The 21,889-nt window shown below is 43.7% G+C and carries 18 protein-coding genes; 4 read left to right on the top strand and 14 right to left on the bottom strand.

Annotated elements, in window-relative coordinates:
• Positions 1-376 precede the first annotated feature (376 nt).
• Positions 377-631, top strand: coding sequence for a hypothetical protein (locus D0C36_RS23860; RefSeq protein ID WP_117394251.1), 255 nt, complete (start codon positions 377-379; stop codon positions 629-631).
• Positions 632-646: 15 nt separating this feature from the next.
• Here D0C36_RS23860 and D0C36_RS23855 read toward each other — a convergent pair whose 3' ends face one another.
• The 13 genes from D0C36_RS23855 to D0C36_RS23790 all read right to left on the bottom strand — a co-directional run bounded on the left by D0C36_RS23855 (position 647) and on the right by D0C36_RS23790 (position 18,472).
• Positions 647-2,071 (bottom strand): SDR family oxidoreductase, encoded by a 1,425-nt coding sequence (locus tag D0C36_RS23855; RefSeq protein WP_117394250.1) that lies wholly within the window; start codon positions 2,069-2,071, stop codon positions 647-649.
• 51 nt (positions 2,072-2,122) lie between these two features.
• On the bottom strand, positions 2,123-3,451 hold the full coding sequence (locus D0C36_RS23850) for a paraquat-inducible protein A (RefSeq protein WP_117394249.1): 1,329 nt from the start codon (positions 3,449-3,451) through the stop codon (positions 2,123-2,125).
• A 13-nt stretch (positions 3,452-3,464) separates the two neighbouring features.
• On the bottom strand, positions 3,465-4,778 hold the full coding sequence (locus tag D0C36_RS23845) for a paraquat-inducible protein A (protein WP_233524562.1): 1,314 nt from the start codon (positions 4,776-4,778) through the stop codon (positions 3,465-3,467).
• Positions 4,779-5,138: 360 nt separating this feature from the next.
• The gene (locus D0C36_RS23835; protein ID WP_117394246.1) at positions 5,139-5,684 is read right to left on the bottom strand and encodes a lipocalin family protein; all 546 of its coding nucleotides are present in this window, start codon (positions 5,682-5,684) and stop codon (positions 5,139-5,141) included.
• Positions 5,685-5,690: 6 nt separating this feature from the next.
• Entirely contained in the window at positions 5,691-5,924 is a 234-nt protein-coding gene (locus D0C36_RS23830) for a hypothetical protein (RefSeq protein ID WP_117394245.1), read from the bottom strand.
• Positions 5,925-6,034: 110 nt separating this feature from the next.
• Entirely contained in the window at positions 6,035-6,394 is a 360-nt protein-coding gene (locus D0C36_RS23825; protein WP_158557195.1) for a response regulator, read from the bottom strand.
• A 29-nt stretch (positions 6,395-6,423) separates the two neighbouring features.
• Entirely contained in the window at positions 6,424-6,831 is a 408-nt protein-coding gene (locus tag D0C36_RS23820; RefSeq protein WP_158557194.1) for a response regulator, read from the bottom strand.
• A gap of 151 nt (positions 6,832-6,982) precedes the next feature.
• On the bottom strand, positions 6,983-8,959 hold the full coding sequence (locus D0C36_RS23815) for a glycoside hydrolase family 97 protein (protein ID WP_117394242.1): 1,977 nt from the start codon (positions 8,957-8,959) through the stop codon (positions 6,983-6,985).
• Positions 8,949-10,484, bottom strand: coding sequence for a glycoside hydrolase family 28 protein (locus D0C36_RS23810; RefSeq protein WP_117394241.1), 1,536 nt, complete (start codon positions 10,482-10,484; stop codon positions 8,949-8,951). Before D0C36_RS23810 ends, D0C36_RS23815 begins: the two co-directional genes overlap by 11 nt.
• A gap of 148 nt (positions 10,485-10,632) precedes the next feature.
• Complete coding sequence (locus tag D0C36_RS23805) at positions 10,633-11,793, bottom strand: glycan-binding surface protein (protein WP_158557193.1); 1,161 nt, start codon at positions 11,791-11,793, stop codon at positions 10,633-10,635.
• A 26-nt stretch (positions 11,794-11,819) separates the two neighbouring features.
• On the bottom strand, positions 11,820-13,598 hold the full coding sequence (locus D0C36_RS23800; protein ID WP_117394239.1) for a RagB/SusD family nutrient uptake outer membrane protein: 1,779 nt from the start codon (positions 13,596-13,598) through the stop codon (positions 11,820-11,822).
• Positions 13,599-13,637: 39 nt separating this feature from the next.
• On the bottom strand, positions 13,638-17,105 hold the full coding sequence (locus D0C36_RS23795) for a TonB-dependent receptor (RefSeq protein WP_158557192.1): 3,468 nt from the start codon (positions 17,103-17,105) through the stop codon (positions 13,638-13,640).
• Between the two features lie 209 nt (positions 17,106-17,314).
• On the bottom strand, positions 17,315-18,472 hold the full coding sequence (locus D0C36_RS23790) for a FecR family protein (RefSeq protein ID WP_158557191.1): 1,158 nt from the start codon (positions 18,470-18,472) through the stop codon (positions 17,315-17,317).
• A 303-nt stretch (positions 18,473-18,775) separates the two neighbouring features.
• On the opposite strand from D0C36_RS23790, the gene D0C36_RS23785 reads away from it, so the two are divergent.
• Positions 18,776-19,354: an RNA polymerase sigma-70 factor gene (locus D0C36_RS23785; RefSeq protein WP_117394253.1), complete on the top strand. Its 579-nt coding sequence runs from the start codon at positions 18,776-18,778 to the stop codon at positions 19,352-19,354.
• A gap of 11 nt (positions 19,355-19,365) precedes the next feature.
• Here D0C36_RS23785 and D0C36_RS23780 read toward each other — a convergent pair whose 3' ends face one another.
• Positions 19,366-20,661 carry a glycoside hydrolase 5 family protein gene (locus tag D0C36_RS23780; protein WP_117394236.1) on the bottom strand — a complete coding sequence of 432 codons (1,296 nt, stop codon included), beginning with the start codon at positions 20,659-20,661 and terminating at the stop codon, positions 19,366-19,368.
• Positions 20,662-20,950: 289 nt separating this feature from the next.
• Here D0C36_RS23780 and tssD (D0C36_RS23775) point away from each other — a divergent pair, with 289 nt between their 5' ends.
• Entirely contained in the window at positions 20,951-21,352 is a 402-nt protein-coding gene (tssD, locus tag D0C36_RS23775; protein ID WP_117394252.1) for a type VI secretion system tube protein TssD, read from the top strand.
• A 54-nt stretch (positions 21,353-21,406) separates the two neighbouring features.
• Entirely contained in the window at positions 21,407-21,799 is a 393-nt protein-coding gene (gene tssD / locus D0C36_RS23770; RefSeq protein ID WP_117394235.1) for a type VI secretion system tube protein TssD, read from the top strand.
• The last annotated feature ends 90 nt before the right edge of the window (positions 21,800-21,889 follow it).

Below are 21,889 nucleotides of genomic sequence, written 5' to 3'. Positions count from 1 at the left end.
TATCAGGCCGTAATTCCTGTTTCGCGGGCTGCAAAGATGCGAACTTTTTACCATTCGTGTCAAGTATTATTTCAACTTTCTTTTACTTCGCTAAACTCTCAGAGTACAACCCGCTCAACTATCCGTCTTGCGGGCTGCAAAGGTACATAAGGATTCGGTTTTTACAAACTTTATTTCTCTATTTTCTACTTTTTAAAGGCAATAAATATCAATCATTTGATTTACAGTGAGTTTCATAATGACGTTACAAATTAACGATGTAGAGCACCTGCGCTTCGGGTCTTTTTCGAACCATGAAAATAGAATTGTTTGTTTTGCAGATTTCCTGAAGGCAAAGTAGTTTGAAACATTTGCCTCAATTAGCGGTTTTAAAGCTATGACAACCACTTTGGCTTACAAGATTAGCCGCGACCTCAGCAATTTAAGCTGCCAATTACATCATTTGAGCTTATCTACTAAAACCTCAAAAGAATCTACCATTGTAAAAGTTTGCTGCAGTTATTTTAAAGACGATGTTTTGACAGAATTGAACAAACGCTACGGAGCAGCTTTTGTAGAAGAACAGATACGCTTTACTACACCTGCAAACGACAGTGGCATCGTAACAGCGTCTAACAGTTTTGATGAGTAACCTTATATCAATTACTTAACCCGCAGCTATATGATGTAACATCCCCTTAAAAATAAAAAAGTGGAAGGGCAACATCGCATACCAGTATAATCTCCCGGCAATACCCAATGGCCTAAAGGTAGCCGTTTGGGCAACGCAATTTTTGTCATTTATCTTAAACTCCAACCAGGCTTCGCCGGGTAATTTCATCTCCGCATACAACAGCAGTCGCTTCTCCTCTTTGCTTACGAGTATAACTCTCCAAAAATCAAGCGCCTCTCCTGCCGAGGTCTCTGCTGCATTTTTTCTGCCGCGTCTTAATCCTACACCGCCAAACAAACGGTCAATAAACCCACGGAAAGACCAAAGCCAGTTGGCGTAATACCATCCATTGCGGCCACCAATAGCAAAAATGCGCTTTAGCGCTTCCTCAGCATCTTTTGTTTCCTCTGTTTGCTTATTGGCGAATACGCCAAATTTGGGAATCTCGATATGTTTAGAAAGCCCCTTCCTAAATATCCGGTTATCACCGGCATCATTCCAACTGGAAAGCACCAGGTTTTGCTCAATCTTTTCAAAGGCCATATTTATAGCTTCGTTGTACGGAATGAGTTTGATCTTCAGCTTTTCGGCAAGATCATTCGGCTCAGCTATAACATCTACCTTCATGCTATCAACAAGATTTTTGGCTAACGGGTAGGCTGTTGAGGTAACAAAATAAAGCCAGTAAGACGATAAACGAGGGGTAAACACAGGCACAGTAATAATCTTGCGTTTCAGCTTACGCACTTTTGCAAAATGCTCCAGCATTTGTTTATAGGTAAGCGTATCCGGGCCGTAGATATCAAAATGCTTATTATAAGTATAGTCTTTGCCAAGCACACCGTTTAGAAACCGGATTACGTTGCGGATAGCGATGGGTTGACATTTAGTTTTTATCCATTTGGGGGCTATCATAAGCGGAAGCTTTTCTACCAGATCCCGAATGATCTCAAATGATGCGCTGCCGGAGCCTACAATTATACCCGCGCGCAAAGCGGTAACCGGTACTTTGCCTTTGCGTAGCTCTTCTTCTACTGCTTTTCGGCTGGCCAGATGTTTACTGAGGTGTTCTTCGTTAACAATACCGCCAAGGTAGATGATCTGTTTGGCTTGTGTTGAACCTACAAGTGCTACAAAATTGATTGCCGAGGCTTTCTCTTCCTTACTAAAATCTCCCCCGCTCATATTCATAGAGTGCACAAGGTAATAGGCTACATCAATATCCTTCGGCACTTTGCTCAGCGTTTGGAGATGCATCAGATCTCCTTCAACTACGGTAATAAGTTCTGGTTTAAATTTATTTACATCCAGGCGGTCTTTATCCCGCACAAGGCAAACCACCTGATGTCCGTTTTCAAGCAAAACGGGCAATAATCTACGTCCTATATAACCGGTGGCACCAGTGAGCAAGATCTTCATACTTGTTCAACAGGTTGCATAATAAAATGTTCAGTAGAAATGGCTAACAGGTTATTTCGACAAGGACTTAGCAGGCGCTACAATTTTCAATATACGCTTTAAAATAGTCTCGTAAACCACGTAGGCAACAAAGATAATATAGCCCGGCTGCAGGCCGGTTTGGTTTATGGTGGTAACATTAAGCGAAGTGCTATGCAGATTAAGGCCTGATAACTGACTTTTTAGTATACCGTTAAGCCCGATATAGGTCATCAGGATGCCTACAACCATTACATCGGCCATATTCCATTTGCCAGATTCAAGTGCCAAATAACGGATCACTCTATTTTGTGATAGCTTCTCGTTACCTGAAACGTGGATTCCTGTAGCAATAAGGATGAGTACCGGCAGGATGATCACAAACAGTAATAACAATACACCAACTGCAATAGCATCGGGTTTTGGCTGGCTTATGAGTACGCCAATAATTTCCATGATGCTTTTATTCTGATAAAAAAGAACCTGGTTGCTAAACCCTACCTTCTCCCCTAAAAGCATAAAATCAAGCGAGCTTATCCGGGCATCTACTTCTATTATAGATGCCGTTACGCCAACTGCAAGCAACACAAAGGCAATACAAAGCGATAATAAGAATAAGGTTGTATGCAAATGGATGTATTTTCGCAAAACCCACCAAAGCAAAAGCGCAAATACTACACAGCCAAACATGGCATAAGCATATTGGTAAGTAAGCGATGTCATTTGCTTTGCCTTAACATCTATTTGCTTATTAAACTGTGCCACATCCTGTACCTGATATTTATGGTACAAATATTTGGTTAAAGCACCATGTGCTTCAGCCGTGCTGTCATAAGTTTGCAGGCTAAGCTGATCCAGTTTACTGGTAACAATACCTTTTAACCTTTTTGTACTGGTTGGGCTGTTTACCTTGGTTACTATAGTGCGTGCAAAGCCGGGCACCTGCGCACGGATATCATCAACATCAACCACAGCATGAAAAGCCAGTTTCTTCAGTTTACCGCCGAGCGATTTCTGCGGTTTATCAATTTCAGCAACTGTTTTGGTAACCAGGCCCTGCAATTGTTTCTCTACTGCCGTTTGCAATTCTTTCTTCTGCTTTTTGGTCATCTTATATTCCGTGACCTGGCTATCAACCACTCCTACTATCTTATCGCGCCATTGATCGACCGAGAAAATACCGAATGTGATATTGTTTACCGCACTATAATCTTCCTTAAGCTGCTCTTGCTGCTTGGATAGCATATCAACCCGGTAACCGCAGAAAACCTCAAGGGCTAAAAGCAACAACAGGCCGGCGACGAGCAATATATTGCTCGTTTTTGTCTTGCGGGTATCGGTATTTGCTTTAGCGTTGGTCATTTAATTATAGCTATTAATGCGCATCGTGCGGAGTAATAAATTTAAGGATGGTAGAAAGGATCAATCCGTAAACCACGAAACTGATAAATATAATATAGCCCGGCTGCAAGGCGGTATTGTTTGTGGTGATGATGGTTAAGGGGGCACTTTTAATATTAAGCATAGAAAGCTGACTCTCCAGCAGACCGTTTAGCCCGATAAACACCATCAGGATAGCGATAACAATTACATCGGCCATACTCCATTTGCCCGACTGGAATGCGAAATATTTGATCACTTTGCTTTCGGCAATTTTCTTCTTACTGAGCAAATGGATACCGGTTGAAGACAATTTCATCACCGGGAAAAGAATACTGAATACCAGGATAAGGATACCCACCAGTATTGAATCGAACTTTGGTTGTTTTACCAAAACCTCTACCACATCCAATATGCTTTTGCTTTGGAAGAACAATACCTGGTCTTTAAACGTAACGTGCTCGCCCAGCAACACAAAGTCAAGCGAGCCTATCCTTGCATCAACTTCTATCATTGATGCAGTAAGGCCAACCGCCAGTAAAATGAAGGCGAACAATAATGACATAATGAAAAGCGAGACATGCAACTCGGTACGTTTGCGTAGCAGCCACCACATCAGCAGCACAATAACTACGCAGCCCAGCATTATAAAAGAATAATTATACATCACTTTCCTTATTTCATTAAGCGATGTATCCAGCTTTTTATTTAAAGCATCCTGATCTTTTACATGATACTTTTGAAAAGCCTTGTTCATGATAGAGTCCTTAACACTTAGGGTACTATCTACATAGGCACTTTGCTCAAGCACAGCAAGTTTGCCCAAAGCCAGTTTGCTCAGTTGCTTTTTGTTATTGGGATTATCTGCTTCGGCAATTATTTTACGGGCAAAGCCGGGCACCTGCGCTTTTATCTTGTCGGTTTTTACAAAGGTTTTAACCGCCAGTTTTTTGATTTTTCCGCCAAGTGATTTTGGCTCCTTATTCATCAAACCCTCGGCTTTATTAATGAGTGCCATAATGATCTGCTCTACTTCTTTCTGCAGATCTTTACGCTGTTGTTTGGTCATCTCAAAATGGCGCACCTGGTGGTTAATGATGCCTTTGATATCATCTTTCCACTGATCAACAGAGAACAAACCCAGGGTAATATTATTTACGTCAGAAAAGTCGGTTTTGAGTTCTTCCTGTTGTTTGGATAAGGTACGCAACCGGTAACCGGAGTATCCTTCAACGCAAAGCAGCAAGCCCAGCCCCAGAATAAGGAGCAGGTTAAATAACAATTTTTGTTTACGGGTTTGTGCTTGCAATTTAATACAGAATTAACAGTGATTTTGGTGATAACTGCAAACCGGCGCAAATGTTTGGGAAGGTAAACTTTAAATATTCAGCCCAAACATTCCTAATTATTGTGCGTTGAATTTACATGCCTGAGTTAGCTGAAAAAACACTACAGTTGTCCTTGTTTTCTGCCGCGCAGCATGCGGGGCTGCTGTTGCTGGTACTACCTGTTCTTCACATGATATATTTGCAATTAAAAGAACAGGAAAAAATACGGCTGAACCGCGATAATAGCCTTGACAGGGCTATTGTATCGTATTTCGTAAAGCGTATTAAGTTAAATCTATCGTACTTAATGCAGAAGCTGCGTTCCCTATAAAGATGAATATCTAACGAGTATGTTGATCTGTCCAAACTAACTTATCTGTATCATATCCCAATACTTTCGCATGTTCAAGGTAACGATGCTTGATATAATCGGGCATGGTTTTATCGCGGGATAACAACCAGAGGTAATTCAGATTATTCCCCGCAATCAATGCGTACCGGTAATCCTTATCTATTGCGATAACATTATACCCGGCATAAAAAGGCCCAAAGAAAGAAACTTTCAGCCTACCTTCATTAGCCGCGTTTACAGGTTTGGCTTTACCTATACTTTGTTTCCATTTTTGTTCTTTTACCTTAAAGCCACGGTTATCAACGCGTATGGTTTCGTCTTTATTTAACGAGTAGGTGGCGGTTACCTGATCCAGCCCCTTTTCGTATTTGAAATCCATGCGTGCAATTTCATACCAGGTGCCAAGGTACTTTTGCTGATCAAACGGTTTAACCGCATTAGCTCCTTTTGGGATAGAAACGCAGGACGATAGCTTCAACAAAATTGCAGCAGCACCGGCAAGGCCTGCCACCAGGTATAGCCTATTCTTATTCATATTGTATTAAAGTGTCTCGGCAAATGAGCAGAGGTGATGAAATATGGGCTGATGAATCTCCCCGGGGTTTAGCGAACGCCACCCTGTCCCCTCTTTGGTTAACAGGTATTCAACTCCAATATCCCGGTTACGGAAACGATAAATAAGCTGCCCATTCCCGTTATTAACCTTTTCTTTCAGCACGCAGGTTTGCGATACCCCGTCTGCTGATATTACTGTGGTGATGATTTCTTCTGCCATGATATATCTATCGCAACAAATGCGCCAGCCGTTATCTTTATCAATAAAATTTAGATCTTTTCTAACATTCGGCATTTCTGTAGCCAGAAATATTAGCAGTCACTATCAGTTCAGTTGATCAGTTTCCGGATAACTGATACCAGGTAATTGATATCAAATGGCTTTTTGATATAGGCATCAAAACTAAAGTTACCGATCGCTATGGCTTCCTTCTTGTAAGCAGACATCAGTACAACCGGAATACCTGCGGTGTCTTTATTATTTTTCAGCAATGTACAGATCTGTCCACCAGAGAGGCCCGGCAGCATATAGTCTGTTAAGACAAGGTCTGGTTGCTGCGACTTTACCAGATCAATGATATCGTTTGTACCTTCAGAGCCGCTTACATCAAACTTTGCCTGGTTAAGCACCGATGTAGTGATCTCTAAAATATCCGTATCATCTTCTATAACAAGTATCTTTTTTTTCATAGCGTTAAAGGTGATCATGCCGGAGTGGCTCAGGCTGGTTGAAAAATTTCTTTAATATGCTGAAGGCTTAATGGTTTACTGATAAAATCCTGTACCAAAGGGTTAAGCAGCGATTTCTGTATATCATTTTGATACAAAGAAGACGATAACACGTAGATCTGTATACTTTTAAATTGAGATATACCCAGGCGCTCATACTCTTTCAGGAATTGCCAGCCATCCATTTCCGGCATATCCAGGTCCAGGAATATATAATCCGGTAAAAAGAAGGGCTCGCTGTTGGCAATTGCCTTTAAACGCTCTAACGCTGTATAAGCATTACTGATCGCCTCAATCAGCAGATCAGGGTCAAATTTCTTAAACAAAAGCCTTAATATCATACTATCGATGGGTTGGTCATCGATAACGTAAATATCTGCCGGTCGCACGTTATCCATAAAAAAACAACGATGTACCGGCACCATTGTTTGTAAAAAGAAAGCTGTTAAGAACAACGCACAGTTAAATACTACTTAAAACAAGTAGTCGCTTTTTAAAACCGGGCTTCTGCATTTTAGTAACAGAAGCCCGGGCCAAATATTCTACCGTTTATTTTTTAGTTATCTTAACTACTGCACCACCATTGGCTGCAACGGGTAGATTAAGCACATCTTTACGTGTAACGGTTTTGGTTTCCTTTTTCAGGTTGTTAGGGTTAGTATCTGTATCCGCGGCATCAGTATAGATATCAGCTGTATACTCTCCGTCCCCTAAAAAGTCGAGTTTTACGGCATGGTTACGGGGCTGGTTGTCGGTAATAGCACCAATAAACCAGTTGTTACCGTTGCGCCTTGCTATGGTTACATATTGGTTGATGGCGGCGTTAGGCACACGGGTCTCATCCCAGTTGGTGGGCACGGTTTGCAGGAAATCGAATCCCGGCTGGCCCTCATAAGCCTGCGGGGCATCGCATACCATACCCAGATAGCTCTCCAATACTACGTACATAGCCATCATGTGGCAACGCGTACTGGTAACCAGCGGGTTACGGAACCTTACCTTGAACTTTGATTGCGGCACGGCACGGAAACCACCCAGGTGATAATCTGTAGCGCCGGCCAGCATACGGGTAAAAGGCATGGCAATATCATGGCTGGCATTAATGGTGGTATCCCATTTATAAACCTCGTAGTTGCGCGTGCCTTCGCGGGTAAACTCGTTAGGGTACATACGGTGCAGGCCAGATGGTTTGCTTGAGCCATGGAACTGGATATGCAAATGGTGCTTGGCTGCCGTCTGCAAGATATCTTCCTGGATTTTGATCATCTCCTGGTCGTCGCGGTCCATAAAGTCGACCATCATACCACTTATGCCCCATTTTTCGTATTGGGCAAAGGCTTTTTCTAAAATAGGATATAGGGGTTTCCAGTGTACCCATACACGGATACCTACACCTTTGCTTTTGGCGTAGTCGCAGATCTTCTGCATATCCAGGCTCGATACTGCTTTAGAAGGATCAGCATTAGGCCCCGGGAAAAAGTCGGGACCATCATTCACGTACCATTCATGCAAACCATATTCAACCACCGAGTGGTATTGGATATTGTTACGGGCACAAAAATCGATGTAATACTTATTGGTCTCGAAGTTATTACCCGGCGCAAAAACAGTATCAGGCACTACGCTGCCATTCCACCAGGGGAAGGTTGCTTTGCCTGGCTTTATCCATGAGGTATCTTCTATTTTACAATCGCCATTAAGGTTAGTAAGCATATTTGATTCGATGAGCGCCCCTGCCCTGTCGCCTATAATAGCAACGCGCCATGGGGTTTCATGCGGTAATACCGCCTTCACCTTCTCTTTATCCTGCCCTGGCAGCGGCGACAGTTTACCACGCATGGTACCATCGCTGTTTTTTGAAAGGTACATACCGGCATAGTCAACCACCTCTGCCTCGGTTATGGCGAGGTAAATGTTGTTGGAATACTCAAAAGTGGCAGGCATATCCATCAGGCTGTCCACCTTAAGCTTTGAATATGGTTCGTGGGTATAAGGCCCTTCATGCGATGATGTGTACGATGGCAGGAACAGCACCAGTGCTTTCGGGTCACCGGCTAAGTTGAAGTTGGTGTGCTCATCATATAGGGTATAGTTTTTCCAGCCTGCCTGTTTAGGGAACATGTACCTGAACGCCACACCATCGTTATAAGCACGTGCCACCAGGTTTATCTTTCTGAAAGGTTTTTGGGTTTCTTCAAAAGGGATAATGGCTTCTCTGTAGTTATTGCGGATGTGCTTTGCTTTCCCTACCACAAGGTCATAGTAGCCATCGGCTTTGCTATAGTTAACGTTACTCATTTTAAGGTTTTTGCCCCAGGCACCGCTATCAAAATCGAGCGTAAGCGGCGAACTATTTATCACCGCCTGCTTTTTGTAGCTCACTTTGTAAACCGGCGAACCTGCAGTTAACGTTACCTCTATGATCACCTTTCCATCCGGAGAAGTAACCTTAGCGCTTTTCTGTGCCAGCAACATTAACGGCGAAGCACAAAGCCATACGATCAGTACAAATAACTTATTTCTCATTGCCGGTTTTTTTGATGGTTAGTTTAGAGTCGGTATAAAAATCCTTACAGTTGTTAAGCAATACATCCTGCATACCGGGGTTGGCCGGCGAGGCTGTACCTTTTACGCTGATAAGGCGCAAATTATCAACACCAACCGCTTCAATAGCATTGGTATAATGCTTTTTATCGATGCCTTTATCCCACTTTACCACAACCTGGTTCATCAACACGTTCCTGGCATTCTCAATGTAGATAGCAGGGATATCGCGTGCGAAAAGTTCTTTATGCGGCACGGTATTCGGCCTCAAGTCGAGGTTACCGCCAATGGTCTCTTCCAGCGGACTTTTCACAAACTCCATTTGCAGGTTATTAAAAAATATATTCTCCAGGTAGGTTTCGTTTGAGGCGTACATGTTTATACAGTTTTCGCTGCGGCACGATACATTGGTGAAGTTAACATTTTTTATAGTACCCACCTTGCCCTGCGGCATACCACGCATGGCGGTAATTTTTATCGGGTCGCCCTCGCCCCACCAGTCGCCGGTGTGCAGGCGGGTCTGGATGTTGATGTTGGTAAAGTTGATGTTCTCCATCGAACCGTAATCGCCAATACCCAGGTTTATGCCACGGTTTGAATCATAAATGGTGATATTGCTGAAATTGTAGTTATACATATCGTTCTGATCCCAGCCACCTATGCGGATACCGCTCGAGCGTGAACGCAATACGCAATTGTTCACGTTGATGTTCTCAGAGCGTTTCATGATACGCTTAAAGCCGGGGTCGCCCCAGTGCCAGGCGTAACCTGCCAGTACAATGGCATCATCGCCGCAAGAGAAATTACAGTTAGAGATATTTACATTACTGCTCGATATTACATCCAACCCATCGCTGTTAGGGATATTAAGGTTGTTATCTATCTTCAGCCCATCAACCTTTACATCATCACAATGTACTACAAGGAAGGTCCAGTACGGGGCATCGATACAGGTAAAATCGGTAAGTGTTACTTTGGTACACTCACTAAAAATAACCATTTGATGAAAACGGTCTTTAGGATAAAAAGGACCATCGCCATTACCTGATGCCACCTTACGGAAGTTGTTCTTTTGGCGGGTATCAGACTTATCGCCAATTACTTTGGCGCTGTCTATATACATCATTTTCATGCCCTGGCCAAACACAGTTCCGTTGCCGGTTATGGCTACATTGGTTGCTTTTTCGGTATAAAAAACACCGGCCAGTTCATCGTTATGTTTCTGGTATTGTTTCAGATCGGTGGTAGCAATCAGCCTCGCCCCAGTACCAAAATGGAAATCGACATTAGATTTTAAATTCAGCGTACCGGTAAGGTAATCACCTTTTGGGATATACACCATGCCACCGCCTTCGGCAGCACAAGCATTAATTGCTTTTTGTATAGCAGCTGTGGTAAGCGTTTTGCCGTCGTTTTTGGCGCCGTAATCAAGCACGTTATAAGTGTCTTTTGCGTAGCAGGTAAAAAGCGTGAGCAATAGGGAAAGTAACAGAAAGCTCTTTTTCATTGTTGTTTAGATGTATCCCACAGGGATATTATTGGAATAGTTTATATAAAAGGCATAATGATGCCTTAATTGGCCTCACGACCATTAAAATTTTAGCAGATGTATTAAAAAATGGCGGCTCCCCGCGAGCCTGGGAGCCGCCTGCCGATTATTTTACGATCGGCTCTTTTTTCACCAATCTCATGGATGAAATGCTGAAATCGAGATTAACCGGCACACCCGGGTTAATAGCGAAATAAAAGAAGTTATCGTTATTTGGATACAGCTGGCCCATAACCTTTTTGGCATCAAGCGTAATGGTTTGCCAGTTGCCGTAAGTGTTCAGCGATTCGCCGCTGTCATACAAATTCCACTCGTAAGTGATGGAGAAACGCATAGAGAACTTGATGAACATCTGGCTCAGCGGATGGTCTTTCTCTGTGTTCAGTTCAAATTTAAGGTCGTACTGATCCAGATGGTTCAATATATCTGCATCCGTAACCGGGAAATTACAGCCGTGGATCTGATCGTACCAACCCCATTGCCCTATTGAGACGCCATGTATGTGCGAAAACGTACCATTAATGGGTTTAGGATCGCCCAGGTTACCGCCATTGGTTTGCCACTGCTCGCCTGCCCATAGTTTGTTCTGGATGTTAACGATCTGGCCCAGGTGCCGATAGTTCATCTTAAGGCCATCAGGCAGCTCTGGTGTTACCAGGTTAACTACAGCTTCGGCACGTGGGATACTGGCAGGTACAATTATGGTCAACGTTTTCTGATCGCCTGATAGTACCGTTGCCTGTGTGCCGCCGAAACTTACCTTGGCATCTTCTTTTGTTATTTTGTAGATATCAAAGTTATCGCCGGTAATGGTTGTGGTATCGCCGGGTAAGGCGAACTCGTTGTACAAGCCGTTCACTTTTAAAGCAGGTACATTAATTTTAAGATCGGCAGTTGCGGTACCTAAGGCGGTGGTAACAGTTACTTTATTGGTAACATCACCAGGCAGCAAACGTGGCACCGGCACAACTATTTCCTTTGTTTTTACATAAGCTTGTTTCAGATCGGCCTCAACATCATTAAACTTTACCGATTTTAAACCGCTTAGGTTAGTACCCTGTATCATTACCAATTGCGACAGATCAGCCTCGGTTAAATTTGTTGTGCGGTCTACCTTGGTAATTGAAGTGATGGTTGGCGGCGCAGTAGACACCTCCGACTCCTTTTTTATCTTATCGTAAGTTACAACGTCCTTGTTACAGCTAAACAGTGTTACCGCTGTTAAAAGCACCAGGCACATTCTAATTGCATTGTAAGTTGCTTTCATAATATTGCTGATTAAATTTTCGTCAATTAATTCCATCCCGGGTTATTACCATGGATGGCAGTATTTGTAGTTACTTCGCTTATTGGCAGCGGGTAAAGCAGGTTGCGCTCTGCACGTACCTTTGTTACGCCAACCTCATCATTGCCTTGTATAGAGTTCATTACATCAAGGTAAATACCCCAGCGTATAAGATCCCAGCGGCGATCTCCTTCTAAAGCAAGCTCCATAGCACGCTCCTCGATCACTGCCGACCGGAACGCCACCAATGAGCCCACATTACCATCGCCTGCCATTTGTTTCGGATTGGCGTGACTACGTGCCCTAACATCGTTCAATGCGGTAAGCGCATCAGCCGTAGGGCCGCCATTATATTCGTTGGCTGCTTCAGCATAAATGAGTTTAATATCCGCAAAACGCAGGAAAGGATAATTCACATCGCTTTGATCTTTGGTGCGGTCTGTTGGATAGGCAAACTTGTTAAGGAAAGCAATGTAGTTAGCATCAGTACCTGAGCCATAATTTAAGCCATCATTATATGGTGCAACCGCAGGGTGATGCACAATGATAGGATTGCCACTGCCATCAACACCGGTTTGCTCATCATAACCCAAAGCTTTTTTACGGTACTCATCATTATTAGGATAAAATGTGCCTATGTGGTTAGCATAATCAAAATTACGCGACCAGCGGTGCATGGTGCCATCAACAATGCGCAGGTCCTGTGGCTCAAACAATTTATACCAGTGGTCGCGCTGGCCGTACCACATGCCCGATATTACCTGGTTATTCACTACTAAACCGGCAAAATCGCGGGTTAGGTGGTTACCCAGGTCGGCATCGCCGGTATAGCCTTGTACGCTAAAAATGTGTTCGTCGCGGTTTTTGCCGGCAGCCGTCCACATGTTATTAAAGTCGGCAAGTTTGTAAGTACCATAGTTGCCGTTTATTACCTCTTTGGCCATGTCCATAGCCAGCTTAAAATATTGCTTTGAGTCAAACTCCTCGTAGCCCTTAACTTGTTTTTTGGCGTAGGTTATTGGCGACGGCATGGTACGGATCTGTACGTTGTTCACCAGATCAAAAGGTTTACCGCCACGTACAATAACCTGCCCCGATGGTAACGATGCCGAACCAATAGTTACATACACCTTGGCCAGCAAGGCAGCCGCTGCGCCTGCCGTAGCACGGCCCGGAACTGCTTTTGCGTTAGTGTACATCATATCTTTTGCCTGGCTCAACAGGCTGATGATCTCGGCATAAACTTCTTTTATAGGGCGTCTTGGCTGGTTAATATCGGCACCATCGTTAACGGCTTTATCAAACATAGGGATATCGCCGTAGGCCCTTACCATTAAAAAGTAGGAGAAAGCTTTCAGGAAATACATCTCGCCCAATACATTCTTTTTGTACTCGGGAGTGGTTTTCGTCATTTTCTCGATATTGATGATGGCACGGTTGGCGCGATGCACCATTACGTAACCGTAGGTCCACAAAGGGTCGGTTTGTTTGCTGTTACCCTGAAAGTTACCCGCACCCAGTTCACCAAATGCCCATGATGGGCCGGTGGTGTAATCGTTATCATACTCCAGCACTGCAGGAAACTCGCCGAACCTGAACATGAGGCCTAACTCGTTGTAAGCCCCCAAAGCCCATTTATCGGCAGAGGCATCAGAATCGCCCACCTCTGCAGGCGACACGAAATCGTAAACCTTTTCGTCGAGTTTACAAGAGCCCAGCATCATCACAAAAAAGCAGGCCATAAACCATTTAAGGGGCAGGCTTTTTATGTTATATATTCTTTTCATATCCTTAGTATTTATCTCTCTTCTTCTGATAGTTAATAATTAGAATGATACCCTTGCGCCCAATGAGAAGGTACGGCTTGATGGATAAGCATGTATATCAACACCGCGCCTTGAGGCATCGCCGCCAAATGAGTTCACATCCGGGTCAAACCAGTTGTATTTGGTGATGGTGAGCAGGTTGGTACCGGTTGTGAAAAGGCTTATCATCTCTACCCCTTTAAACGGTTTCACAAAATCATAACCTATGGTAAGGCTTTTAAGGCGGGCGTAAGAACCATCCTGTATGTAGCGGTTTGATATTAACCACTCGCGGGTGTAACCGTTATTCACTTTTGGCCAGGTAGCACTGGCTGCTGTCTCTGGTGTCCAGCGGCCGGCATAGGCAAAGGTTGGGATGTTACCTATCGAATTTAGCGTAACATCAGTTAAGTTACCGTTGAAGATATCGTTACCAAAAACGCCCTGGATAAAGAAACTCAGGTTAAAATTCTTGTAACTGAAACTATTGGTGATACCGGCAATAAAATCGGGGTTGGTGTTACCGATGATGGTACGGTCGGCATCGGTAATATTGGGGTCGTTATCAAGGTTAAGGTATTTAACCTCGCCTATTTTTTGCTTGATAATGGCAGCACTTGCATTGGCGTAAACCGGATTAGCACGTACCTCTGCTTCGTTATCATAAAAACCATCTTCAACATAACCGTAAATAGCACCTATCGGCAAACCGTTACGCTGGATGAATACATAGTCGGCAGCGTTCCATAAACGGGTGGCAAACTGATCATGGTCTAAGCCACCGATGGTATTTTTGTTGAATGAAATATTGGCATCAATAGTCCATTTTAATGCGCCGCTTACCAACGGAAGGAACTTACCCCCTATCTCTAAACCCTCGTTTTTAACCCAGCCGTGGTTAATTGTTTCCTGTTGGAAGCCTGTACTTAACGGTGTTTTTATGCTCTGCAGCAGGTCGGTAGTTTTTTTGCTGTAGTAATCAATAGTGAATGCTACGCGATTATTAAAGAAGGCCATATCCAAACCCAGATCATATTGGGTAGTGGTTTCCCATTTCAGGTTAGGGTTGGCAGGGCCATTGTAAGTTGACTCGGCCATACCGCTTTGCAGCGAACCACCGATAGGATAGTTTGCAGCAGCCAATTGTGGCAAAGTAGCATACTGGGCAATAGCCTGGTTACCTGTACGGCCGGCACTTGCCCTGAATTTCAAATCGCTGAAGATACCAAGATCCTTGATGAATTTCTCTTCTGATGCTCTCCACGCAAACGCGCCCGACAGGAAGTTGGCAAACTTGTTTTTAGTAGCAAATTTACTTGAACCATCGCGGCGGAAAGAGGCGGTAAACAGGTACTTATCGTTCAAAGTATAATTCACCCTCGCCAGTACCGACATCAGCTCATTTGCACCGCGGCCGCTTACCAGTTTGCCCGGCGTTAAGGCCTTGCCCATATCATAATAACCAGTAAGATCATCAGGGAAGTTGGTAGCCGACATTGATTTGCTGCCGTAGTTGGCGTTCTCATGCGTAAAACCTAACACGGCGTTAAGGTTATGCATAGTGCCCAGCTTTTTATCGAAGGTTAACAATGATTCGGTAACGATATTGGTGTACCAGTCATCGCTTTGGCCTGCTTTACCATTGATGGTAGGTGCCTGCCCCTCGCCTGTTAAGCTGTTGTAATAAGTACCGCGGTTATTTGCCGAGTAATTGATACCCAGATTTTGCCTGAATTTTAACCAGTTGGTAAATTTAACTTCGGCGTAAGCTGAACTAAATGAGCTAATGGCCGCCAAGTTATCTTTAGCCGTCATTACATACAGGTACGGGTTGGCAGATAACCAGCTTAAAGGATTTTGAATCTTGGTGATATCAGTCTCGGGTGCGTAAGTGGTTGGGAAAACCAGGGCCGATCGGAAGATACCATAATCGAACGAATTGGTTTTGGCAAAATTTGAACTGGTACGGCCAAAAGAGGTGTTTAAACCTATCTCCAGCCAGTTACCCAATTTTTGACCAACATTAGCGCGTAATGCATAACGCTCAAAGTCGCTATTCTTAACTATGCCTTCCTGCTTGGCATAGTTACCTGATACCGAATAAAACCCGCGCTCCGAACCACCTGAAACACTCAGGTTATAATCTTGCGTTAAGGCTTTACGGGTAATAAGATCCATCCAGTTACTACCTTGTACATTGGTACTGTTTCCATATTGGTCGGTACGTACACCCGGGCTCAGGAAATCCTCAGGCGATGGTTGGTAAACACCCTGGTCATACTGATATTGGTTATTAGCGTAAGGATAAGTCCATTGACCGGGGTAAGGCAGCTGGTAAAATGTATAGTCGTTGTATTTTACACCATTGGTATAGCCTTCATTTACATAGTTTGCGTAGTTATAGGGGTCTAATACAGGCACTTTTTTGCCCAGCATTGATACAGCAGTATTGGTTGAGAACACCACCTTGGTTTGGCCGGCTTTACCTTTTTTGGTAGTTACCAGCACCACACCGTTTGCACCGCGCGAACCATAGATGGCTGTAGCCGATGCATCTTTCAATATATCTATCGATTCGATATCTGATGGATTGATCAATGCCAGCGGGTTAAAAGTTTGATTGTTACCACTGGTAGCCTCATTGGTTGGGGTTGATGCTGCATCAAACGGAATACCATCAACCACGTATAAAGGCTGGGTATTGGTGCCGTAAGAGTTGGCACCACGTATCTGGATACTTACACCGGCACCGGGCGCGCCATCATTCTGATTAACGGCCACGCCAGCCAGTTTACCCTGTAAACCTTGCGCCAGGTTTATCGGTTGGCCCCTCATCAGGTCTACTGCCTTTATCTGGCCTACAGCACCTGTAAGGTCGCGCTTTTTAACAGCGCCGTAACCAATTACAACAACATCCTCTAAAGCAGATGCCTGCTCGGCAAGGGTAATGTTTATCTGGGTTTGGCTGCCTACTACAACTTCTTTGGGGCTAAAGCCAATAAAACTGTAAACCAGCACAGCTGTGGCATCTTCAACGCGTATGGTGTACCGCCCATCGGTACCGCTTACTACGCCAACGGTTGTTCCCTTAACGCGGATGGTTACTCCGGGCAAGGGCTGGCCTTTTGAATCTGTTACTGTACCGGTTACTACAATAGGATCGGCAACTGATGAAGTGTTGGTTAACACGGTATTATCCTTATCCTTGATAACCACTGTATTACCATTTACGATGTATGTAAAAGGTTGATCTTTGAAACATTGCTCCAGCACATCGTTCAGCTGCTGGTTTTGCGCGCTGATGGTTACGGTTTTACCCGCTTTAAGCATGTTGGAGTTATAGAGGAAATTATAACCGGTTTGCTTGCCCAACTGGTCTAAAACAACCTCGAGCCGGGTATTTCTTACACTCAGGTTTACTTTTTGAGCATACGTTGCCGCACTTACCTGTAACAAGGCAGCAACCCACAAAACAACGGTTAATTTCATTATCTTCAGAAATTTAGGTGAAATGCAGGAGCGGGCCCCGCAATTACTTGCAGTAAAAATTTTATACATTTGGATGTTAGGTTAAATAATTGGGTTGGTGAAGACAATTGAATTAATTACCTGGCATCAGCTTCTCACAGGCTGAGGATCATCGGGGGCGCGGCAAACGCTCCTGATGATTTCTGGTAATCATTTATGCAACGTAAAGGTTACTGCATAACTATTACCCTCCTTCCTTCTACCTTAAAGTGTATGGTACCTGTAAGTTCCAGGTTATGCATCAGTTCAGATATATCTTTATAGCGCGATATTTTACCGCCAAATTCTTTACCCTTAAGGTTATCCAGGTATTCAACATCCACATCGTACCAGCGCGATGCCTGTTTCATGATGGTACGGATATCAGCATTGCTGAACATAAATAAACCGTTTTTCCAGGCTATGGCCTGTTCTGTGTTGGCTTCCTGTACGTTAAAACCCTCGCTGCCGCTTACTGATATGCCCTGCTGGCCCGGGATGAGCATAGCAGTAGCATCGCCTTTACGTAACCTTACCGATCCTTCTAACAAGGTTGTGGTAACCGTTCTGTCATCGCTGTAAGCGCTTATATCAAAGTGGGTACCCAGTACTTCAATACTGTTGCCGTTGGCTTTTACAATAAATGGTTTGTTCTTATTTTTTGCTACTTCGAAATAACCTTCGCCGGCAAGCTCTACCGTGCGGGTGTTACCATCAAATGATACCGGGTATTTAAGGGATGATACCGAGTTTAACCAAACTTTGGTACCATCGGCCAATATAACCTGGTATTGCCCGCCGCGTGGCGTGCTTACCGTGTTCATTGCATTAGCATCAGTAGCTGTGCCTGTAGTAGCTGTAGCAGCGCTGTAAACCAACAGGCCATCTTTGGTTTTGCTTACCCGCATACCCGCTTGTGTACCCAACTGTCCGTTCTTAGCATCAGTTAAAACAATGGTTTTACCATTGGCCATGGTTAAAAATGCTTTGTTACCGCCCGGGGCGATATGTGGTTGTGAAGCTTGTTCTGACGCCGCGATAAATGGCGCAGCATCTTTTTGCTGATACTTAATAAATGCTATCCCGGCGGACAGGAATACGAGCAATACTGCGGCTACTTTTAACCAGGTATAGCTTTTTGATGCAACAGGTTGCAGACTGCGGCTTTCTTCAAGGCGTTGCCAGATGCGGTTTTTCATTTGCTGCTTTTCATCAGCTGCCATATCAAACTCATCATCAAGCAGATGCATCTCGTCACGGTAATTGTTTAGCAATACAATTTCATCCGGGGTGCACTGGCCGGCCTGGTATTTTTCGTAAAGTTGTACAAACTCTTCTCTGGTAAGCATGAAGGTTAGTAATTGGTTGTATAGGTTAAGTGTGCAAAAGCGCATGTAACACACATACTTTATAAAACTTTTTTAAATTTTATTTGTAAGCGGCCATTTATCACTCTAAAAAGCAACCTTAAATTGTAACAATACCATGTATTTCATTTAACCTAAAGTTTAAACAAAAGACTTCACTACCATTTATTTAACCTTTACGCTATCGCTTAACCGAATAGGCCAAAACCGTGCAAACTTCTCATGGACAGCAACATAAATGGCTTGTTTTATAGGATTGATTTTCCTAATTTCATAAACCCAATTATGACTATAGATCTGAAAGACGACATTGTGTTGTGGAACGCCGTGCGCCATGATGATGAAAATGCTTTTAAAGAGCTTTTTGATCGTTATTGGGGAAGGCTGTACAATACCTGTAACCGGTACCTCAAAAATCGTGAAACCAGCGAGGAATTGGTGCACGATATTTTCCTGAATCTTTGGGATCGACGCAGGAATCTTGAAATAATTTGCTTTGAAAATTACCTGCTTAATGCCGTACGCTACCAGGCATACAACCGCATCCGGGCAAAAAAATTAGCTGTAACTTATATCGATGAAAGCCAGTTCCACGATGCTGCCGACGCGAGCCTTGCCGACGACAGAATAAACGAACAGGAACTTGAACAGGAAGTATTTGCCTACATGCACCAGCTGCCCAAACGCTGCCAGGAGATCTTCAGGCTTAGCAGGTTCAATAATTTAAGCAATGATGAGATAGCCGCCCAATTAGGCATATCAAAAAGAAGTGTTGAGAACCAGATAACCATAGCTCTCAAACACTTAAGGCTTTGCCTAAAACACACCGCATCATTAACGGTGCTGTTTATGCTGATGAAATAACAATTAATTTTTTAGCGCTTATTTAATTGCTGCAACTGTTGATTGTATTGCTTTATAGCAGGCACAATGGTATCGTTATCAAAAACAGAGTACAGGCCCTGCTCCTCTTGCGCCGGGTCGCCAAGGTAAGCATCACCATCCTGCCAAAAAACGTGGCCTTTGGTTGCCCTGCCTGTACCGCCCCATGCCCAGAAATTACATCCGGCAAAAATATCAGCGGTCTTAGCGCTTTGGCTTATTAGTTCAAAAATGGTGGTGTAGTATTTATCGCGCAGCGTAGTTGCCGATTCGGGGTTAAACTTCATGCTATCTCTCGGCAATCCAAATTCCTCAACCACTAATGGTTTTTTGAGTTGTTTAGCTATGGCAAGGTGGTTATCCAGGTAAGTTTTAGTGTTGGCGATCGCTCTGTCGAACGTAGCAGGCATGTTTGCCCTGTCCAACCAGCCCCAGTTACTTGGCCAGATGTGGATAGTAACATAATCAATAGCAGGTTCAGCGTGGATATCTTCCCAAAGTTTGATATCATCCTCGCATCCTGCCTGGCCTTCGCTGCCTGTGGTTACCAGGTGGTTTTTATCAATAGATTTGATGAAACGTGCCGTCTCTTTTATCCATGCTGCAAACGGAGCTTTACCCTCTGCAGAAAAAGCGCGGGGCTCGTTGCCTATCTGCCAGGCCATAATAGCCGGATCATTAACGTATTTGCGTTTGGTAATGCTGTTGGTACGGTTTAAAATGTAGCGCACATGATTTTTGAACAATTGCTTAGCCTTATCATCTTTCACAAATTGGGCTACATAGCTTTGGAAAGTATTCCAGCCATCAACAGATGGCACAGGGGCTTTGCCTTTGCCAGCCCATTCCAGGTACTGGCTGTAACCGCCAGACCACTCCCACGAGTTGTTGAGGTAAAGTATGGCTTTCATACCGCGGCGCTGCATCTCCGCTAACAAAAAATCGAGGCCGCCCAAAAGGTTCTGATCATAAACACCGGCAGCGGTTTGAAGCGATGGTTGTACTTTATTAGGGCGGGCAGGTCCATCGGCACCTACCAATATTCGCAAATTATTTACGCCGTTGGCTTTAAGCACATCAAGCTCTTTAACGAGCCTGGCGCGGTTACCGTTTTTGGCGCCCAGCATAGGGCCGTACCAAAAGTTAGAGCCGATATAATAGTAATTGCTGCCGCCTGATTTGAAATGGCCGTTCTCGGTCTTCACAAAAGTTTGTGCTGAGACGGTATTAAAACTAAAAAGCGCGCAAAGGAATAAAACCGCGGTTAAGCGTAGTGATAGTGGTTTCATAATTTGGTTAGTTGGCGCGCAAAAATATGATCTTAAACCAATTAAGCAAAATCAATGCATAAACAACCATGTTTGGGTATTATGAGAACCTATCGGGCCTTATCCGTAAGTTTTATTTTCAATGTCAAAAACAAGCCCTAAGTAATAGTTAAGGTGTATAAATTAAAAAATTGTTAGAAACCAGCATTATTTCGAAAAACAATACTTTATTTTCTTTGTACTATATTTTGCAAAGCAGAACCAACAGCAGGTTTTGTATTTGTTAACATTAACCTTAAAACTTATCGTTATGGCTTTCAAAGCAAGATTGAATTTTTCGGGCAAAGAGTACGATGTTCTACATTGCTCTTACACCCTTAACCGCGATGTTGACTCAAAAGGACGCCCGTCCTCAGGTGTTTATGGCGGTACAATTGACATAGAAGTTGAGTCTACCGAAGACACCTCAGTTGTCGAATCAATGGTGAACAACCAGTATAAACCCCTTGCCGGCACTTTGTTGATCAAAAAATCTGAAGAAGATGCAAAAATGAAAGAGCTGACTTTTGAAGACGGCTATATCATTAAGTATGCTGAAGGTTTAAACATCACCGGTGATACACCCATGACCTATAAATTCACCATCTCTGCCCGCAAACTAAAATTAGGCAGTGCGGAACACGTGAACGATTGGCCGGGTGTTAAAGCGTAAACACGCATAGTTTTCTGATCTGTCTAATTTATTACAATTTAAAATATTACAACCATGGCTTTCAAAGCAAGAATTAATATAGGCTCAAAAGAGTTTGACGTACTACAGTGCAGTTATGCGTTAAGCAGGGATGTTGACGCCAAAGGTCGTCCTTCTTCAGGTGTGTATGGTGGCACCATCCAGGTTGAGGTTGAATCAACCGAAGATACTTCGGTTATCGAATCAATGGTAAACAACCAGTACAAACCATTGAGCGGTACTATCACCTTTAAAAAATCAGAAGAAGATGCCAAAATGAAAGAGTTAAGCTTTCAGGATGGTTACATCATCCAATACAATGAGGGTTTATCTATTGTGGGTAACACTCCAATGTCGTTAAGCTTTGTTATTTCGGCACGTACCCTAAAAATTGGTAATGCCGAGCACGAGAACGACTGGCCCAAATAATACGTAATTGCAGAAACAATACGGTAGGAACCGCGCAGAAGCGGTTCTTACTTATATCATTTAATAATATCGTACCAAGCAGGTATTAGC

Origin of the sequence: Mucilaginibacter conchicola (genome assembly GCF_003432115.1) — a bacterium.
Classification (GTDB): Bacteria; Bacteroidota; Bacteroidia; order Sphingobacteriales; family Sphingobacteriaceae; genus Mucilaginibacter; species Mucilaginibacter conchicola.
This window is presented reverse-complemented; position numbering and strand designations above follow the sequence as displayed.

Excerpts from the sequence above, each read along its gene's own strand:
- D0C36_RS23805 (WP_158557193.1), bottom strand. The coding sequence starts at position 11,793 with ATGAAAGCAACTTACAATGCAATTAGAATGTGCCTGGTGCTTTTAACA.
- D0C36_RS23795 (WP_158557192.1), bottom strand. The coding sequence starts at position 17,105 with ATGAAATTAACCGTTGTTTTGTGGGTTGCTGCCTTGTTACAGGTAAGT.
- tssD (WP_117394252.1), top strand. The coding sequence starts at position 20,951 with ATGGCTTTCAAAGCAAGATTGAATTTTTCGGGCAAAGAGTACGATGTT.
- D0C36_RS23850 (WP_117394249.1), bottom strand. The coding sequence starts at position 3,451 with ATGACCAACGCTAAAGCAAATACCGATACCCGCAAGACAAAAACGAGC.
- D0C36_RS23800 (WP_117394239.1), bottom strand. The coding sequence starts at position 13,598 with ATGAAAAGAATATATAACATAAAAAGCCTGCCCCTTAAATGGTTTATG.
- D0C36_RS23820 (WP_158557194.1), bottom strand. The coding sequence starts at position 6,831 with ATGGATAACGTGCGACCGGCAGATATTTACGTTATCGATGACCAACCC.
- D0C36_RS23815 (WP_117394242.1), bottom strand. The coding sequence starts at position 8,959 with ATGAGAAATAAGTTATTTGTACTGATCGTATGGCTTTGTGCTTCGCCG.
- D0C36_RS23785 (WP_117394253.1), top strand. The coding sequence starts at position 18,776 with ATGACTATAGATCTGAAAGACGACATTGTGTTGTGGAACGCCGTGCGC.
- tssD (WP_117394235.1), top strand. The coding sequence starts at position 21,407 with ATGGCTTTCAAAGCAAGAATTAATATAGGCTCAAAAGAGTTTGACGTA.
- D0C36_RS23790 (WP_158557191.1), bottom strand. The coding sequence starts at position 18,472 with ATGCTTACCAGAGAAGAGTTTGTACAACTTTACGAAAAATACCAGGCC.
- D0C36_RS23810 (WP_117394241.1), bottom strand. The coding sequence starts at position 10,484 with ATGAAAAAGAGCTTTCTGTTACTTTCCCTATTGCTCACGCTTTTTACC.
- D0C36_RS23855 (WP_117394250.1), bottom strand. The coding sequence starts at position 2,071 with ATGAAGATCTTGCTCACTGGTGCCACCGGTTATATAGGACGTAGATTA.
- D0C36_RS23860 (WP_117394251.1), top strand. The coding sequence starts at position 377 with ATGACAACCACTTTGGCTTACAAGATTAGCCGCGACCTCAGCAATTTA.
- D0C36_RS23825 (WP_158557195.1), bottom strand. The coding sequence starts at position 6,394 with ATGAAAAAAAAGATACTTGTTATAGAAGATGATACGGATATTTTAGAG.
- D0C36_RS23835 (WP_117394246.1), bottom strand. The coding sequence starts at position 5,684 with ATGAATAAGAATAGGCTATACCTGGTGGCAGGCCTTGCCGGTGCTGCT.
- D0C36_RS23780 (WP_117394236.1), bottom strand. The coding sequence starts at position 20,661 with ATGAAACCACTATCACTACGCTTAACCGCGGTTTTATTCCTTTGCGCG.
- D0C36_RS23830 (WP_117394245.1), bottom strand. The coding sequence starts at position 5,924 with ATGGCAGAAGAAATCATCACCACAGTAATATCAGCAGACGGGGTATCG.